The 15,938-nt window shown below is 65.3% G+C and carries 15 protein-coding genes; 12 read left to right on the top strand and 3 right to left on the bottom strand.

Annotation, left to right across the window (positions count from 1 at the left end; genetic code table 11):
• Positions 1-214 precede the first annotated feature (214 nt).
• Positions 215-817, bottom strand: a complete 603-nt coding sequence (locus HCU64_RS08475) for a TetR/AcrR family transcriptional regulator (RefSeq protein WP_233383391.1) — start codon at positions 815-817, stop codon at positions 215-217.
• A 483-nt stretch (positions 818-1,300) separates the two neighbouring features.
• Between HCU64_RS08475 and HCU64_RS25600 the strand changes: the two genes are divergently transcribed.
• The 4 genes from HCU64_RS25600 to hemC all read left to right on the top strand — a co-directional run bounded on the left by HCU64_RS25600 (position 1,301) and on the right by hemC (position 5,018).
• Entirely contained in the window at positions 1,301-1,525 is a 225-nt protein-coding gene (locus tag HCU64_RS25600) for a DUF6894 family protein (protein WP_442785929.1), read from the top strand.
• Positions 1,526-2,224: 699 nt separating this feature from the next.
• A complete protein-coding gene (locus HCU64_RS08470; protein ID WP_233383390.1) occupies positions 2,225-3,550 on the top strand; it encodes a type III PLP-dependent enzyme in 1,326 nt (441 codons plus the stop codon).
• 179 nt (positions 3,551-3,729) lie between these two features.
• Positions 3,730-4,029: an antibiotic biosynthesis monooxygenase family protein gene (locus HCU64_RS08465; protein ID WP_233383389.1), complete on the top strand. Its 300-nt coding sequence runs from the start codon at positions 3,730-3,732 to the stop codon at positions 4,027-4,029.
• Between the two features lie 59 nt (positions 4,030-4,088).
• Positions 4,089-5,018: a hydroxymethylbilane synthase gene (gene hemC / locus HCU64_RS08460; protein ID WP_233383388.1), complete on the top strand. Its 930-nt coding sequence runs from the start codon at positions 4,089-4,091 to the stop codon at positions 5,016-5,018.
• Positions 5,019-5,034: 16 nt separating this feature from the next.
• On the opposite strand, the gene HCU64_RS08455 is transcribed toward hemC, so the two are convergent.
• Positions 5,035-6,102 (bottom strand): GSCFA domain-containing protein, encoded by a 1,068-nt coding sequence (locus HCU64_RS08455; RefSeq protein ID WP_233383387.1) that lies wholly within the window; start codon positions 6,100-6,102, stop codon positions 5,035-5,037.
• A gap of 74 nt (positions 6,103-6,176) precedes the next feature.
• Between HCU64_RS08455 and HCU64_RS08450 the strand changes: the two genes are divergently transcribed.
• Positions 6,177-7,166 carry a WcbI family polysaccharide biosynthesis putative acetyltransferase gene (locus tag HCU64_RS08450; RefSeq protein WP_267922260.1) on the top strand — a complete coding sequence of 330 codons (990 nt, stop codon included), beginning with the start codon at positions 6,177-6,179 and terminating at the stop codon, positions 7,164-7,166.
• Here the strand turns inward: HCU64_RS08450 and HCU64_RS08445 are convergent.
• Positions 7,149-7,547 carry a response regulator gene (locus tag HCU64_RS08445; RefSeq protein ID WP_233383385.1) on the bottom strand — a complete coding sequence of 133 codons (399 nt, stop codon included), beginning with the start codon at positions 7,545-7,547 and terminating at the stop codon, positions 7,149-7,151. The two genes, HCU64_RS08450 and HCU64_RS08445, sit on opposite strands and share 18 nt — an antisense overlap.
• 186 nt (positions 7,548-7,733) lie before the next feature.
• On the opposite strand from HCU64_RS08445, the gene HCU64_RS08440 reads away from it, so the two are divergent.
• From HCU64_RS08440 to HCU64_RS08410, 7 genes are all read left to right on the top strand, one after another.
• Positions 7,734-8,096 carry an Hpt domain-containing protein gene (locus HCU64_RS08440; RefSeq protein WP_233383384.1) on the top strand — a complete coding sequence of 121 codons (363 nt, stop codon included), beginning with the start codon at positions 7,734-7,736 and terminating at the stop codon, positions 8,094-8,096.
• Between the two features lie 295 nt (positions 8,097-8,391).
• Positions 8,392-8,895, top strand: a complete 504-nt coding sequence (gene pal / locus HCU64_RS08435; RefSeq protein WP_233383383.1) for a peptidoglycan-associated lipoprotein Pal — start codon at positions 8,392-8,394, stop codon at positions 8,893-8,895.
• Between the two features lie 117 nt (positions 8,896-9,012).
• Positions 9,013-9,999: a tol-pal system protein YbgF gene (ybgF, locus tag HCU64_RS08430; RefSeq protein WP_233383382.1), complete on the top strand. Its 987-nt coding sequence runs from the start codon at positions 9,013-9,015 to the stop codon at positions 9,997-9,999.
• Positions 9,996-11,039 (top strand): tRNA lysidine(34) synthetase TilS, encoded by a 1,044-nt coding sequence (gene tilS / locus HCU64_RS08425; protein WP_233383381.1) that lies wholly within the window; start codon positions 9,996-9,998, stop codon positions 11,037-11,039. The genes ybgF and tilS overlap by 4 nt, the downstream gene beginning before the upstream one ends.
• A 195-nt stretch (positions 11,040-11,234) precedes the next feature.
• Positions 11,235-13,163: an ATP-dependent zinc metalloprotease FtsH gene (gene ftsH / locus HCU64_RS08420; protein WP_233383664.1), complete on the top strand. Its 1,929-nt coding sequence runs from the start codon at positions 11,235-11,237 to the stop codon at positions 13,161-13,163.
• Between the two features lie 252 nt (positions 13,164-13,415).
• Positions 13,416-14,759: a phosphoglucosamine mutase gene (glmM, locus tag HCU64_RS08415; RefSeq protein ID WP_233383380.1), complete on the top strand. Its 1,344-nt coding sequence runs from the start codon at positions 13,416-13,418 to the stop codon at positions 14,757-14,759.
• A gap of 234 nt (positions 14,760-14,993) precedes the next feature.
• Positions 14,994-15,866, top strand: a complete 873-nt coding sequence (locus tag HCU64_RS08410) for an outer membrane protein (RefSeq protein ID WP_233383379.1) — start codon at positions 14,994-14,996, stop codon at positions 15,864-15,866.
• Positions 15,867-15,938: the final 72 nt, after the last annotated feature.

Below are 15,938 nucleotides of genomic sequence, written 5' to 3'. Positions count from 1 at the left end.
AGAACCAATCCTCGTTCGAAGGTGATGGAAGGCCCCGATGACGGGGCTGGTGGTTCAGGGGGCGACCCGCGATCCTGGATTTGCACCGGTGCGGGAAGCAGCGAGGCGAAAGCGCCGACATGGAAATCGTGACCGGACCAATTCAAAAATTAGACCAGTCGAATAATCAGGCTGCAAATCGCTCCGTTCCGTCTGCATGGCGTGCCTCACAAGGTCAGGACGAGCGTCGGTCGAGGAGGCGCTGTGTCGCCACCATCGCGGAATCGAACGGTTGCGTAGACCGGACGATCTTCGCCCTCAGACTCGCACCGAGCCAGAGATGATAGAGCGTCTCGGCGAGGCTACGTGGATCTTCGGAGATCGTGAGCGACCCATCGGCAATGCCGTTCTCGATGGCCTCGGTGAGGCGTCCGATGATGCCGGCCGTGCCGTTCTTCAGCACTGCCCGCATGGCCTCGGAAAGATCTGCGACTTCGGCGCCGAGCTTCACCGCGAGGCACTTGCCCTGGCAGTCCAGCGCTCCCTGATTCTCCTGCCACTGGCGGAAATACGCGATCAGGCGATCGGCGAATGTGAGGCTCGACGTCGCGAAGATCTCATCGACACCCGTAAGGTAGTTGTCGAAGTAGTTCTTCAACAACGCTTCGCCGAAAGCGTCCTTGGAGCCGAAATAGTGGTAGAACGATCCCTTCGGAACACCCGCAGCCGCGAGGATCTCGTTGAGTCCGACAGCCGAGAATCCCTTCGCCGCCATGATCGCCTGGGCGGTTGCAAGGATGCCCTGGCGAACGTCGCCCATCTCTCGCGCGGTGGTCATGGCCCCCCAGATAGTCCGGACTAGACCGGTCGTCTAGTGGGCAGATCGGTTTTGCCGCCGACACTTCCGAAAACTTCTAGCGGAAAGCCCTCGCTAGCCGCCCTACCATCGCCCAATCTCATGACTTGGTCGGAGCGAGCCTGAACAGCCCGCTTGAGCCGGATCAAGACTTCTTGGCAGCGCGCTTTGCGGCTATGTGCAACGCAAGCTTCTGCAAAACCTTACGAATATGGTCTCGCACTTCGTTTTGAGATGCATTGACGGGCATAGAAGGAGTGATAGCTTCGCTTGCGCTTGACTGGATCACGGCCCTACCTCCCTTTATTGGCCTTTAGGTGTAAGCCGTGGCTTGGCAGGAAATCAAGCGGATATTGACTACGCAGTCTGTGGAAACTTAACTACACGTGCGACAGCATTTCACACACGCACGCGGATTAAATTGGTAATTGTATTTGTGTGCTCGCGCCGAGTAAAATACGAAATATGGAGAGCACTGTGCCATCGCGATATTACTTCGACGCAGTTAAAGACGATGATGTAATTCGCGATGAGCATGGCGTCGAAGCTAACAACGTTGCTGACGTAATAGAACAGGCAAAGCTTGGGCTCGAAGAGCTGAGGCAGACACTACGATTAGGCGAGTCGGAAGGTTGGACCCTCATTATTCGAGATGACAAAGGCAACAATCTTCATCGGCTCCCGATCTAGCTTGCCGTCGCTGCGCGGAAGGAACAGGTGTGCATGTTGGACGACTGAGCAAATAGCCACTGACACCGACAGCGCCAGAGCCGGACACGGAGATTGCGCAGGACTTTGTATTCAGCCTCTCGTGTGACCGAGTCGACTGTTCTTTCCTCGTCTGGTCTTCTCAGTGTTTCTGCTTCCTGCGCGAAGAATCCGCTCAGTAGGAGGCCTGCCGCCGATCATGGCTATGGCCGCCACCTCCGCGCCCCACCGTCTTGACCCCGAAAGGCGCCGATCTGCGTGCGCAGGGTGCACCCCTGGGTACTCATTGCGCTGTTTCTGTCGCAGGTCCCACCGTCACAGCGGTGCTGACCGGGGCAGCGAAGAGAGCCTCTTCTTTCGATCTAGGGCTGGACTATTGCGAGCCTTCAGATCGCCTCAGACTTCATCCGTGCACCGAGGCGCTGTCACTCCGCCAGCATCGCGATGCAGGAGAAGGCGCCAGCGATAATCAGGTTGCCGGCGACGAGAAACGTGATCAGGGTCATCATAACCTCCGGTCATAAGGCCAAGCTAAGCTCGGCAGTAAACGCCTGCGCTCGACGTTGGTTGCAGTCCCGTTTGGCCTCGGACGTATCGGCCGTCGTAAAAGACAGATCCGTCTGCTATTCGGGCTCGCTCCACCGCGACATGGCTAGGCCTGGGCGCCTGACGGGACCGTGAATGCCGCAGATAGACGGCCGTTCATCTTCGCAAGACCTCGCCGACCTGTTCGGATCATACGAGGGACAACTTGCGATCGGCGGCATTCCACTCACAAATCTCGCCGAGCAATTCGGCACGCCTCTCTATGTCTATGATGCCGAGCGGATTCGCGGTGCTTACCGGCACCTGAGGGATACCGTCTTTGGCTTTGCCGGCATCTACTATTCCATCAAGGCGAACCCGAACCCTGCCATCGCGCGTGTACTGGTCGAGGAGGGAGCCGGATTGGAGATCGCCTCGGCTGCCGAGTACGCCGCCGCGCGCGCGGCAGGCGCCGATCCCGAACGCATCCTGTTCGCCGGCCCTGGCAAGCGCCCGGATGAACTCGCCTACGTCATCGAGCGCGGGATTGGCGAAATCCATCTCGAAAGCCACGAGGAGATCGCGCGCGTGGCCTCGATCGGGCAGGGGCTCGGCGTCGAGGTCAAGGCAGCGCTGCGCATCAACCCTTCGGCCACGGCCCAGGGAGGAGCGATGCGGATGGGCGGCAAGCCGTCGCCGTTCGGCTTCGACGAAGAGGAACTGGAGTCGGTCATCGATGTGGTCTCGGGGCAGCCTTCATTGCGCCTTGCCGGCATCCATCTCTTCGCCGGAACCCAGATTCTCGATGCCGGCGTGCTTGCCGGCCAGTGGGAGCACGGTCTGCGACTGGCGGTAAGGGCTGCGAAACATCTCGGGCGGCCGCTGGAGACGATCGATCTCGGCGGCGGCCTCGGCATCCCGTACTTCCAGGGCGAGACGGCGCTCGACCTTGAGCGCCTTGGAGAGCGCGTCCAGGATCTCCAAGCGCTCGTCCACGACGAGCCGCTCATTCGCGACGCCACAATACTCATCGAGCCGGGCCGCTTCCTGGTTGGCCCCTCGGGTCTCTATGCCGCGCAGGTACTGGCCTCAAAGATCTCGCGCGGCACCCGCTTTCTCGTCATGGACGGCGGCATGCATCATCATCTCGCAGCATCGGGAAATCTCGGTCAGGTGATCAAACGGGACTACCCGGTCGTCGCGGCAGTTCCGGGCGGCCGCGAGGCCTCGCCCTGCAGCGTGGTCGGGCCACTCTGCACCCCCCTCGATACGCTGGCCCGCCAAGCCAAACTGCCGGACCTGCGCGCGGGCGAGCTCGTCGCGATCCTGCAATCGGGCGCCTACGGCCTCACCGCCAGCCCGATCGGCTTTCTCAGCCACCCGACCCCGGCTGAGGTGCTGGTGGATCGAGGGCGCATCTCGCTGATCCGAGCGCGCGGGACTTTCGAGGCGACAGTCGCGGCGCCTGACATTGGCGGCTGAATGGCGCAGTTCGCCCTTCGCTCTCCACCGTCTCGCCCAGTGACGCAATCGGCTGCCCGCGGCTTCAAGTCATCGTGGCGCAAGCGCTCACGATCAGGGGATGTTGAGGGATTTCGGTGGGACGATGTTGGCCGAGGCGCTATGAGCGCCACTGATCGACAACGGAGCACGCACCGAGCATGATCCTCGAAATCGCACAGATCGACGTGAAGGCCGGGTCGGAGGCCCAGTTCGAAACGGGGATCGAAAAGGCAGCAGAGATCTTCAGGGCGGCGAAGGGTTGCCACAGCTTCCGCGTCTACCGCTCGGTGGAAAAACCGCAGCGCTATCGACTGCTGATCGAGTGGGACACATTGGAGGCCCACACCAAAGATTTCACGGGATCGCAGGCCTGGAAGGATTACCGCGCTCTGGTCTCCGATACGTTCGAGAGCCCGCCCCAAGTGGAGCATACGGAACTGACGCTCCAGGCGTTCTGAGTGCGCAACGAACCAGGTGGGCGTGACACCTCAAGCCTGCCTCGGCTACGACGATCGCCATGAGCCTGTCACGCCCCCTTCGAATCGGCACCCGCGGCAGCCCGATGGCGCTGGCCCAGACCGGTATGGTCCGCGACAGGATCGTCGCGGCCAATCCCGGGCTCGAGACAGAGATCGTCGTGGTCTCCACCGTGGCGGACCGCATCCTCGACCGGCCGCTCTCCGAGATCGGCGGCAAGGGGCTCTTCACGAAAGAGCTGGAGCAGGCGCTGTTCGCCAACGAGGTGGATGTTGCCGTTCACTCCATGAAGGACGTCGAGACGTGGCTACCTGATGGCCTTGTCATCGCCTGCATCCTGGAACGCGACGACCCGCGCGATGCCTTCCTCGCCGCCAATGGCGCCAACGGCTTCGCGGACCTGCCCGCTGGCGCGCGGGTCGGGACATCCTCACTACGACGGGGCGCACAAGTGCTGATGCGCCGGCCGGACCTCAGGATCGTGCCGCTGCGCGGCAACGCCAACACCCGGATGCGCAAGCTCGAAGCGGGCGAGTGCGACGCCACGCTTCTCGCCTTGGCAGGGCTGCAACGGCTCGGCATGGAGGATGTCGCTCGCAGCGTCCTCTCCGTCGAGGACATGCTGCCCGCGGTGGCGCAGGGGGCGCTCGGCATCGAGACGCGGGCCGGCGATGACGACATCCGAGCTTTGCTCCAGCCCATCGCCTGCGCAAAAACCACCACGGCGCTCGATGCAGAGCGCGGGCTGCTGGCCGAACTCGACGGCTCCTGCCGCACACCGATCGCAGCGCTCGCCCGGATCGACGGCGACCGGCTCAGCCTCGACGGCTTGCTCTTCCTACGCGACGGGAGCCGGCACTGGGCGGTTTCCCGCGAGGGATCCGTAAGCGACGCAGCCGCGATCGGCCGTGAGGCGGGTGCCGAGCTGAAGCGCGCGGCGGGCGAAACCTACGCCCGGCACCTGCAGTAGGGTAGCAGCGAGGGCCTCAGGCCACGCTGCGCTCGATCTCTTCCTCGTCGCAGATCACGCCGGAGACGCCAGCAAACTCGGCCTTTGTGGCATAGCTGGCAGCGCTGACGGACGCACCGACGCGGTCGGGCGCGAAAGCTCCAAGGAACGAGCGCATCACATGGCCGACGCCGGCATCGGTGATGGTCCGGAGGTCGTCGTTGAAATAGCGCCCAGCCGGGCCGCTGCCGGTGATGATCTCGTAGGAGGGGAAGTAGACGGTAGCAGCGTCAGCACCGTCGCAGACCTCGCCCGCCGCCGCCCGCAGCACCGCCTTCGAGTAGCCGTTCGATTCGAGCACGTGGCGGTCCCGGTAGGTCGCGATCATCGGCACGGGCGAGACCGTGATGATCACCCGCGAAGCCGGATTGACGGAACGCAGCCGGGCCAGGAACCCCCGCAAGTCCTCGGCGATCTCGCCGGCGCCCGCGGTGACGCAGGCATAGAGCGTGGGATCGAAGACGCCTCCTGCGACGCCCGGTGCGAGCGGCAGGGCGGCACCGTCGGGGAGGTAGCGCCAGCCTTCGTTGAGGCCGAGCGTCAGAACGAAGACATCGAGGGTCTCGAACAGGGCGCGAACCTGCGCGAGATGCGCATCCCGCGCCGCGATCACCTCCGCCTCGCTGGCGAAGCCGGCCGGCTCGATGGTCGGGCGGAACGGATCGACCCAGCGCCCGTCCTGCCGCTGCCAGGCCGTCAGCTCGGGCTGGAAGGTCCCGTAGGCCCGATCGAAGAGCTGAATGAGCTGGCGGGTATAGTAGATGTTGCCGTAGCGGGCCGAGTAAGTGCCGAACTGGCGTGAGTCGGCCTCGGCCTTGGGCGTACCCTCCGGCGCGGCCTCGGTAACGTAGTACTTGAAACCGGCCTCGCGCAAAGCCTCCGCGACGCGCTGGGCAAAGCAAGACCCGGCCGTCGCGACTCGATCCTCCCGCTGGATCGCTAAGGCCGTCCTCGGCCGCGGATCGACCGCGAAAGGCGGCACGCCGGCCACGGCCTTGCGCCAGAATCGCTCGGCCGGTAGATCGCTGTAAGGGTTCGTCGCCACGATCGACCCGTCTCCATCATCCGGAACGCCGGCAATTTCGCCCGTGGCCGGACCAGCCCGGCGCGTTCTCCGCCCTGACCTTCTCGATACCATCCTGGGCAACACCGTGGCGCTCGCCCGCACCTGCGCCGCTACGGCGTGGGCCGAAGATCGCCGTCATCGGCAATTGCCAGGCGGAGGGTGTCGCACAGGTGCTGCAGCTTCTGCTGCCCGATGCGCAGATCGAGCTCCAGCTCATCGCCCATCTTCAGCGGCGCTTCGGCGACCACGACGGGCTGGCGCATCACCTGCGCGACAGCGACTTCGTCTTCTCGCACTTCTTCTGGCTCGCCTCGTTTCCCGGCGGCAACACGATCGACCTGCAGCGCAAGCTGCCGCGCCTGCGGATGTTTCCCATTGTGGTCTTTCCGGCTTTCCACCCGGACATGATCTATGTCGGCGACATCGACAGCCTGCGGCTATCGGCTCTCGTCCATGGTCCGCTCGGCCCGTCGCATTCGGCGATCGCGCTGTTCGGCTTCCTCGAAGGCTTGAGCGTCGAGGCGACGCTCGGCCTCTACACCGGCGCCGTCTTCGAGCGCCTCGGCTACCATCGCGCCTGGGAGGAGGGGGCCGCGCACCTGCTTAGCGCCGCGCGGGAGGTCGAGTTCGGCCTGGAGTCGGAATTCGCGCGCTGGCAGCGCCGCGGCTGCTTCATGCACGACAGCAACCATCCGAAGCTGCACGTGCTCGCCGACATTGCGGCCCGTCTCGCCGTGGAGTCGGGCCTGCGGCCGCTCGATCTGGCCGCGGAGGATTACCTGTCCGACCCGCTCATCGAGGAGGCGCTGTGGCCAATCTATCCCGCCATCGCGAGCCACTACGGCGTGACCGCACAGAACATGTTCCGCGCGAAGACCCTGAAGGGCCAACCGCCGAGGCTCTTTGACTTGAAGGGCTTCGTCACTGAGAGCTTCGCGCGGTACGCGAAAGTTCCGCGTGAGCATCTGCGCGCGGAGCGGATCGAAGCCTGGCGCGCGGATCCCGGGATTCGGGCGCTGTTCCGGTCAGCCGGTGGCGCTTAGCAGCGATTCCTCGCCGGAAGCCTGGACCATCATCCGTGCCAACGCGATGATCTCGCGCACCTGGAAGGGCTTGTGCACGAAGATGCTCCCCGGGACCGTGCGCCGCGCGATGTGCGGGGCGGTCGAGGCGTAGATCACCGGGCGCCGGGGATGCCGCTCGCGATAGGCTGCTGCGACCTCCCAGCCGTCGATGATGCCCGGCAGCGAGATGTCGGTGAACAGCCAGTCGATCTCGGAGGCGCGCTGCCGCAGCATCGTCAGTGCGTCCTCACCGCTGGAGGCGGCGAACACGCGGATGCCCTGCTGCTCGCACAGGCTCGTGAGCATCTCGAGCAAGAGGTAGTTGTCTTCGACGATGAGGACGCTGGCGGACTGCGTCATGGCTCTCAACCCAGTCTCGGAGCAGAGGCGGCCAAGGGGTGCCACGCTCGTGGTTCAATCTTGTGTCCGAGACACGAGCGGACCGAGGGGTCGCACCACGTTCTCACAGCACAAGAGAGATCTGAAATGGTTAATCTCTGATAAACGCTCGCCGGATAACCTGCCGAAATCAGGAGAACCGACAGTATGATGAGCCTAGCGGCCGATCCACTCGGCGAGGTCGATCCGGCCATCTGCGATCCCGAGACGCTCGCCGACCTGGCTGACCTGTTCGGGAACGAGCGGCTCGCGCACCTGCTCGCCAGCCTCGACGAGGAAATCGTCCGACGCCTGGGGCAGGCGACGACCACGAGCACTGATCTCGGCGCCCACGCCCACGCCCTCGTCTCAGTCAGCGGCACTCTCGGCTTCATGAGCCTGTCGCGGGCCTGCATGGCGCTGGAGCAGGCCTGCCTCGATAGAGCGAGTCTCGAGGGTGACTTCCAAGCCGTGCAGGCCGAGGCCGCGCGGGCGAGGCCGGTGATTGCAAGCCTGCGTGGTCGTCTCTGATCTCGCTGTTGTCGCAGCGCCACAGCCACCGGCCAACTCGCACCGCCGCCCCATGTGCCGCCGGGACGCCGCAATCGTCGCGCGAAGAGTGCCGCGCCGGTCCGACGGATCGGCGGAGACGAGAGGGCCGGGCGGCGCGTGCGATCACGCACCGCATCGGAGGCCAAACCGGAACACGGAAAGCTCTCGTCAAGGTTGATCGAACCTTCGCTTAACCGCATGGGTCTAAAAGGGCCTGGACGAAGCTTTTAAGTCACGGCGGAACACGATGAAGGCCGTGCGAGGAGACCAGACCATGTCCACACCCGCTCGCTTCCGCGTGCTTCCCCTGGCCGTCGCGCTCTGCGCCGCGCTCAGCGTCGCGGCCTGCTCCAACGACAAGGACCTCGCGGACGCCTCGGCCTTCGGCGCCGGTGCGGCAACGCCGGGCAGCGCGCAGGACTTCGTGGTCAATGTCGGCGACCGCGTGTTCTTCGAGTCGGACTCGACGGACCTGACCCCCACCGCCACCGCTACCCTCGACAAGCAGGCCTCCTGGCTGCAGCGGTACCCGCGCTACACCTTCCTGATCGAGGGTCATGCCGACGAGCGCGGCACCCGCGAATACAACTTCTCCCTTGGCGCGCGTCGCGCCCAGGCGGTGCAGGACTACCTCTCCTCACGCGGCATCGCCGGCTCGCGCATGCGCACCGTGTCCTACGGCAAGGAGCGCCCTGTGGCCGTGTGCAACGACATCTCGTGCTGGTCTCAGAATCGCCGCGCCGTCAGCGTCCTCGACGGTGGCCGCGCCGGCTCTTGATGCACGTCCGACCTCGTCCCATGGCTCTCGGCCCTCGTTTTGCCGCGAGCAGGGGCTTCTGATACGGCGCGCGGGCGATTTTCCCGCGCGCACGCTCTTCGACCGGTGCCCCAAGCCATGCTCCGTCGCCTGCTTTTCGCCTCGTCCGTCGCCACCAGCCTCGTCTTCCTCGGAAGCTTTCAGGCCGAGGCGCAGGATGCCGCCGACGTGATCGTCCGCCTCAATCGGGTCGAGAACGTCACGCGCCAGCTCTCGGGCCAGATCGAAACCCTCCAGTACGAGAATCGCCAGCTCAAAGAGCAGTTGCGCAAGTTCCAGGAGGACGTCGAGTTCCGCCTGCAGGAAGGCTCGAAGGGCGGCGGAGGGGCAGCCAAGCGCACTCCTTCGGCCAGTCCCTCGCCCTCGGGCACCAATCCCGGCGAGGGGCGGCCCGGCAAGCGCGGCGACGCCTTCGATCCCGAGCAGCATCCCAACGCCCCGGGCGCCCCGCGCCAGATCGGCACGGCCGCTCCGTCGGCTCCCGTCGCCAACCCGCCGGTCGCCCGCGAGGCCGAAGGCTCGCGCCGGATTCCGGCAGCGATCGATTACGAAGGTGCGGACGACGATCAGGATGTCGGCCCGAGCGGCCCGGTGGACCTGTCGCCGCCGCCCTCCGTGCCGACCACGGGTGCCATCGAGCCGACGCCTTCGACGAGTGTCGCGGCCACCGGCACCGGCGACGCGAAATCGGACTTCGAGGCGGCTTACGCTCTCGTCCAAGGCCGGCAATACGAGCAGGCCGAGATGAGCTTGCGGCAGTTCATCCAGTCGCATCCACGCGACAGGCTGGTCCCGAAGGCGACCTATTGGCTCGGTGAGAGCTACCTGCAGCGCAACCGCTCTCGCGAAGCGGCCGAACAGTTTCTCAAGGTCTCAACGGACTATGCCGGATCGCCCGTCGCCCCCGAGGCGATGCTGAAGCTCGGCGCCTCGCTCAACGCGCTCGGCGCCAAGGCCCAGGCCTGTGCGACGCTTGCCGAGATCGAGCGTAAGTATCCGAGCGCGACGAACACCGTCCGACAAGGTGTCGAGCGCGAGCAGAAGCGCGCGCGCTGCGCCGCGTGATCCATGCGGAGGGCGCCGACCGGCTGGCGTGCGCTCTCACTCCTTATTTCCTCGCAGCACCGCGCGTGGTGCTGCTCGCCGTGTCCGGCGGCCCGGACTCGACGGCGCTCATGCACGCTGCCGCAAGCGCCGCACCGAAGACGTCCCTCGCCGTCGCTACCGTCGATCACGGCCTCAGGCCGGACTCTGTGCGCGAAGCCGAGGATGTCGGACGGCTCGCTGAAGCGCTCGGCCTCGGCCACACCGTCTTGCGCTGGAGCACGCGGCCGCGGGGCGGTCTTCAAGCCCAAGCCCGAGCCGCTCGGTATCGGTTGCTGGCCGCCCATGCCGCTGCGATTGGCGCGGACTTGGTGCTGACTGCGCATACCGCCGACGACCAAGCCGAGACCGTGCTGATGCGGCTCGTTGCTGGAAGCGGGCCGAGGGGACTAGCCGGTATGGCCCGCGAGCGGCCTCTCAGCGGCGGCATCCGGCTGGCGAGACCGTTCCTCGATATTCCGAAGGCCGAACTCGTCGCGTATTGCGAGGCGAACGCTCTGCCCTTCGCGACCGACCCGTCCAACACCAATGACCGCTTCACCCGGGCCCGACTGCGCGCGCTGATGCTTCCTCTCTCCGCCGAGGGCCTGACTCGGGAGCGGCTCACGCGCCTGGCCAACCGTCTCGCCCGTGATGAGACCGCGCTCTCGCGAGCTGCGCGCGACCTGCTCGATACAGCAACGCGCCCTGGTGCTGTCGGTACTCTTGCCCTTGACGGCGGGTCCCTCCTTGCCGCCCCTGAAGCGATCACGCTGCGCATGCTCGATCATGCCATCGCGTCCCTCCAACCCGATGCGCAACGCGCGACCCCGCACAGGCTCGAAAGGCTCGAGAGACTCGTCCTCGACGACCTTCTGCCGGCGCTCGCGCAGGGGACTCGCGTGCGGCGGACATTGCGCGGGACACTGGTAGAGACAACGCCCGCCGGCCTCGTCGTGATCGCCCTCGCTCCGCCGCGGCGCTCGCCCGGAACGGCGGCACGCGCAGTCACGACGCGGTAGCCTCCGATTTACTTGGCAAGGCAGGGGGGGGCGCTTACATTGGCCGGACGTGTCCGGAGTGACTCTCCTTCACCGAACGTTGCCGCTATCTGCGTCTCCCTGGGGAGAAGCGTGAAACGGGAAGCGTTCGGGTAAGGCTCACTCAGCGAGGCATGAGTGGACGGCTCGCAGCGCTCGTCCTGGAATGATTGGTCGATGAACCCGAATTTTCGCAACTTTGCCCTTTGGGTGGTCATCTTCCTGCTCGTCCTGGCCCTCGTCACCCTGTTCCAGGGGCAGGGTCACCGGGGCGGTGGCAGCGAGATCTCGTACAGCCAGCTCCTGAACGATGCCGACGCGGGCAAGATCCAGTCCGTGGTAATCGCCGGCCAGGACATCAGCGGCACCTATGTCGGCGGCGGCAATTTCTCGACCTTCGCGCCGAACGACCCGAATCTCGTGACGAAGCTGTCCGGCAAGGGCGTTCAGATCAACGCGCGGCCGCCCTCCGACAACACGCCCTGGTTCATCCAGCTCCTGGTGAGCTGGCTGCCGATCCTCGTCTTCATCGGTGCCTGGATCTTCCTGTCGCGCCAGATGCAGTCGGGAGCGGGCAGAGCGATGGGCTTCGGCAAGTCGAAGGCCAAGCTTCTGACCGAGGCTTCCGGCCGCGTCAGCTTCGACGACGTCGCTGGCGTCGAGGAGGCCAAGGAGGATCTGCAGGAGATCGTTGAATTCCTGCGCGACCCGCAGAAGTTCCAGCGGCTCGGCGGCCGCATCCCGCGCGGCGTGCTGCTCGTCGGGCCGCCCGGTACGGGTAAGACGCTGATCGCACGCGCCGTCGCGGGCGAGGCGAACGTGCCGTTCTTCACGATCTCGGGCTCGGACTTCGTCGAAATGTTCGTCGGCGTCGGCGCGAGCCGCGTGCGCGACATGTTCGAGCAGGCCAAGAAGAACGCGCCCTGCATCATCTTCATCGACGAGATCGACGCCGTCGGACGTCACCGCGGCGCCGGCCTCGGCGGCGGCAACGACGAGCGCGAGCAGACCCTCAACCAGCTCCTTGTCGAGATGGACGGCTTCGAGGCCAACGAGGGCGTCATCATCATCGCGGCGACCAACCGCCCCGACGTGCTCGACCCCGCGCTGCTGCGTCCCGGCCGCTTCGACCGCCAGATCATGGTGCCGAACCCGGATGTGACCGGCCGCGAGCGCATTCTGCGCGTCCACGTGCGCAAGGTGCCGTTGGCACCAGACGTCGACCTCAAGGTGATCGCGCGCGGCACGCCGGGCTTCTCCGGCGCCGACCTGATGAACCTTGTCAACGAGTCCGCACTGCTCGCGGCGCGGCGCGGCAAGCGCATCGTCACGATGCACGAATTCGAGGACGCGAAGGACAAGGTGATGATGGGCGCCGAGCGGCGCACCCTGGTCATGACCGAGGACGAGAAGCGGCTCACCGCCTATCACGAGGGTGGCCACGCCATCGTCGCCTTCAACGTACCGGCGACCGATCCCGTCCATAAGGCGACGATCATTCCGCGCGGCCGCGCGCTCGGCATGGTCATGCAGCTCCCCGAGCGTGACAAGCTCTCGATGAGCTTCGAGCAGATGACCTCGCGGCTTGCGATCATGATGGGCGGCCGCATCGCCGAGGAGATGATCTTCGGCAAGGACAAGGTCACGTCCGGCGCGCAGTCCGACATCGAGCAGGCGACGCGCCTTGCAAAGATGATGGTGACCCGCTGGGGCTTCTCGCCCGAGCTCGGCACCGTTGCGTACGGAGACAATAACGACGAGGTCTTCCTCGGCATGTCGATGGGCCGCCAGCAGACGGTGTCCGAGTCGACGGCTCAGAAAATCGATGCTGAGGTCCGCCGTCTGGTCGAGACCGGGCTTGAGGATGCGCGCCGAATCCTCAGCGAGAAGAAGGACGACCTGGAGGCCTTGGCGCAGGGGTTGCTCGAATATGAGACGCTGTCGGGCGACGAGATCCGCAAGCTGCTTCAGGGCGAGCCCCCGGTACGCGATTCCGGCGATATCCCATCGACCCCGTCGCGTGGCTCATCCGTACCTTCCGCTGGCCGGGGCCGGCCGCGTGGAAGCGACGGGGGCCTGGAGCCTTCGCCGCAGCCCCAGGGCTGAGTGTCCTTCAGCGCAATGTGTTGACGAAGAGCCCGCCGCTGGCGGGCTCTTCTCGTTTCAGTTGATGTGGCTGGCGGCTCGAAAGTAAGTGGTAACGACGCCTCGCGATTGCCGGGTTTGAGCACCAGATCGCAAGGGCTACGTCAGATTGTGCGACGACGATCTCGGTGACAGACCGAGACTGACTGCCCCGCTTGCAGATGTCGGCTCGACGACAACTGCGCGGCACCGGAATTTGGGGTTACGACGGCGATGTCGCGAAAGTATTTTGGGACCGACGGTGTCCGCGGTCGCGCCAACAGCGTGATCACACCGGAGCTGGCGCTGAAGGTCGGCCAGGCTGCTGGCATCGTCTTTCAACGCGGCGATCACCGGCATCGCGTCGTGATCGGCAAGGATACGCGGCTCTCCGGCTACATGATCGAGACGGCCCTGGTCGCAGGCTTCACCTCGGTCGGCATGGACGTGATGTTGCTCGGTCCGATGCCGACGCCCGCGGTCGCCATGCTGACGCGCTCGATGCGCGCCGATCTCGGCGTGATGATCTCCGCCTCGCACAACCCCTTCGAGGATAACGGCATCAAGTTGTTCGGCCCAGATGGGTTCAAGCTTTCCGACGAAGTCGAGCATGAGATCGAGGCTCTGATCGACGGCGAGATGAAAAAAAATCTCGCGACGTCGCGCGAACTCGGCCGCGCCAAGCGCATCGAGAGCGTGCATGCCCGCTACATCGAGTTCGCCAAGCGAACGCTGCCGCGACAGGTCACCCTGGAAGGGCTGCGCGTCGTGGTCGATTGCGCCAACGGCGCCGGCTACCGCGTCGCCCCTGAGACCCTCTGGGAACTCGGTGCGGAGGTCATTTCCATCGGCGTCGACCCGGATGGCTTCAACATCAATGCTGATGTCGGGTCTACCGCGCCGGACGCCCTGATCAGCAAGGTCCGGGAACTGCGTGCCGATGTCGGCATCGCTCTCGACGGCGACGCGGACAGGGTCCTGATCGTCGACGAAAAGGGCCAGAAAGTCGATGGCGACCAGCTCATGGCCGTGGTCGCGCGCTCCTGGCAGGAGGACGAACGACTGACGCAGCCAGGTCTCGTCGCCACCATCATGTCGAATCTCGGCCTGGAACGCTTCCTCGGCGGCCTCGGGCTCAACCTCGCCCGCACCGCAGTCGGCGACCGCTACGTACTCGAGCACATGCGCGAGCACGGCTACAACCTCGGCGGCGAGCAATCGGGCCACATCATCATGTCCGATTACGCCACCACGGGAGATGGCCTCGTCGCCGCGCTTCAGCTCCTCAGCGTCGTCAAGCGCCTGGAGCGGCCGGTGAGCGAGGTCTGCCACTGCTTCGACCCGCTGCCGCAGATCCTGAAGAACGTCCGCTACCGCTCCGGCGAGCCGCTGCGCCAGGATTCGGTGGTCACGGCCATCGCACAAGCCAAGGCGCGCCTCGGCAACTCCGGCCGCCTCGTCATTCGCCCGTCCGGCACCGAGCCCGTCATCCGCGTGATGGCCGAAGGCGATGACCGCGACCTGGTCAACGAGGTCGTGGACGAGGTGGTTGACGCCGTCACACGCGCGGCTGCCTGAGCGCATCGTCCACCCGATCCAGGCCTCGGGATCGCCGCCTGCGAGGGCAGTCCGGTGGCCTGCGCCTATTCACACGATGACTTGATCAGGCTGTCGTCATGACGAAATCAACACTTCGGCAAGGCTAATTTTTTACGTTAAGTACGATTTAACCAGCTTCGGCCATGATGCCCTTCGTTCTCCCTGCCGGCCGCCCGCGGATTCCGGCACGTATCGAAGAGTGAAGGAAATCCCATGGGCCGCTCCAAGCTTCATGCATTGGCGCGCTCCCTCACGCTCATGGCGAGCGTCGGAGCGCCCTGCCTCGCACATGCCGCGGATCTCCTTCCGCCGCCTCCGCCCCCGCCCATGCCTGCGCCCGTCGACGTCGGCGGCGGCTGGTATCTGCGTGGCGACGTCGGCGTCGGCGCTGCTGAATTCGAGAAGGTCACAACGAATCTCGGCGTCACGGGCGCTGCATTGCCGGCCGGCTATGCGATCACCGACCGCACCGCAGGCGATCAGTTCTTCGCCGGAGCCGGCGTCGGCTACCAGTTCAACAGCTTCCTGCGCGGCGACATCACCGGCGAGTACCGCGGCGGTGGCGACCTTCACTACGTCGAGCGCTTCCCGCTGAACGGCGGTACCGGCATCGACACCAATTCCGGCAAGTTCCGCTCGATCGTCACCATGGCGAATGGCTACATCGACCTCGGCACTTGGTGGTGCCTGACGCCGTATATCGGCGGCGGCGTCGGCGTCGCGTTCAACCAGATCAGCGGCTACCAAGATATCGGTGCCGGCACGGCTGCCGGCGGCTTCGGCACCGCGCCGACCAAGAATTCCACCAACCTCGCATGGGCCGCTCAGGCCGGTGTGACCTACGACGTCACCCCGAACTTCAAGGTCGACGTCGGGTACCGCTACTTGAACATGGGCCACGCCAAGACCGGCCCGGTCGCCTGCGTCAACGATCCGACCTGCTCCTTCGCGAGCTACAAGGTGAGCGAACTGACCTCTCACGACGTCAAGATCGGCCTCCGCTACCTGATCGGTGCGGCCGGCGCAGCTCCGCTGCCGGCGTTGGCTCCGGCCTATGAGCCCGCTCCGCTCGTTCGCAAATACTGATTGCGAACTCGACATCGAAATCTTGGAACGGCGCGGATCACTTTCGCGCCGTTTCTGTTTTAAGCCGCCAAA

Source organism: Methylobacterium sp. C25 (genome assembly GCF_021352225.1).
Lineage (GTDB): Bacteria > Pseudomonadota > Alphaproteobacteria > Rhizobiales > Beijerinckiaceae > Methylobacterium.
This window is presented reverse-complemented; position numbering and strand designations above follow the sequence as displayed.

What these genes read in the sequence shown, in the direction of transcription:
- hemC (WP_233383388.1), top strand. Translation starts at nt 4,089, where the DNA reads ATGAGCCTGTCACGCCCCCTTCGAATCGGCACCCGCGGCAGCCCGATG.
- HCU64_RS25600 (WP_442785929.1), top strand. Translation starts at nt 1,301, where the DNA reads ATGGAGAGCACTGTGCCATCGCGATATTACTTCGACGCAGTTAAAGAC.
- HCU64_RS08410 (WP_233383379.1), top strand. Translation starts at nt 14,994, where the DNA reads ATGGGCCGCTCCAAGCTTCATGCATTGGCGCGCTCCCTCACGCTCATG.
- pal (WP_233383383.1), top strand. Translation starts at nt 8,392, where the DNA reads ATGTCCACACCCGCTCGCTTCCGCGTGCTTCCCCTGGCCGTCGCGCTC.
- HCU64_RS08470 (WP_233383390.1), top strand. Translation starts at nt 2,225, where the DNA reads ATGCCGCAGATAGACGGCCGTTCATCTTCGCAAGACCTCGCCGACCTG.
- glmM (WP_233383380.1), top strand. Translation starts at nt 13,416, where the DNA reads ATGTCGCGAAAGTATTTTGGGACCGACGGTGTCCGCGGTCGCGCCAAC.
- HCU64_RS08475 (WP_233383391.1), bottom strand. Translation starts at nt 817, where the DNA reads ATGACCACCGCGCGAGAGATGGGCGACGTTCGCCAGGGCATCCTTGCA.
- HCU64_RS08445 (WP_233383385.1), bottom strand. Translation starts at nt 7,547, where the DNA reads ATGACGCAGTCCGCCAGCGTCCTCATCGTCGAAGACAACTACCTCTTG.
- ybgF (WP_233383382.1), top strand. Translation starts at nt 9,013, where the DNA reads ATGCTCCGTCGCCTGCTTTTCGCCTCGTCCGTCGCCACCAGCCTCGTC.
- HCU64_RS08465 (WP_233383389.1), top strand. Translation starts at nt 3,730, where the DNA reads ATGATCCTCGAAATCGCACAGATCGACGTGAAGGCCGGGTCGGAGGCC.
- ftsH (WP_233383664.1), top strand. Translation starts at nt 11,235, where the DNA reads ATGAACCCGAATTTTCGCAACTTTGCCCTTTGGGTGGTCATCTTCCTG.
- HCU64_RS08440 (WP_233383384.1), top strand. Translation starts at nt 7,734, where the DNA reads ATGATGAGCCTAGCGGCCGATCCACTCGGCGAGGTCGATCCGGCCATC.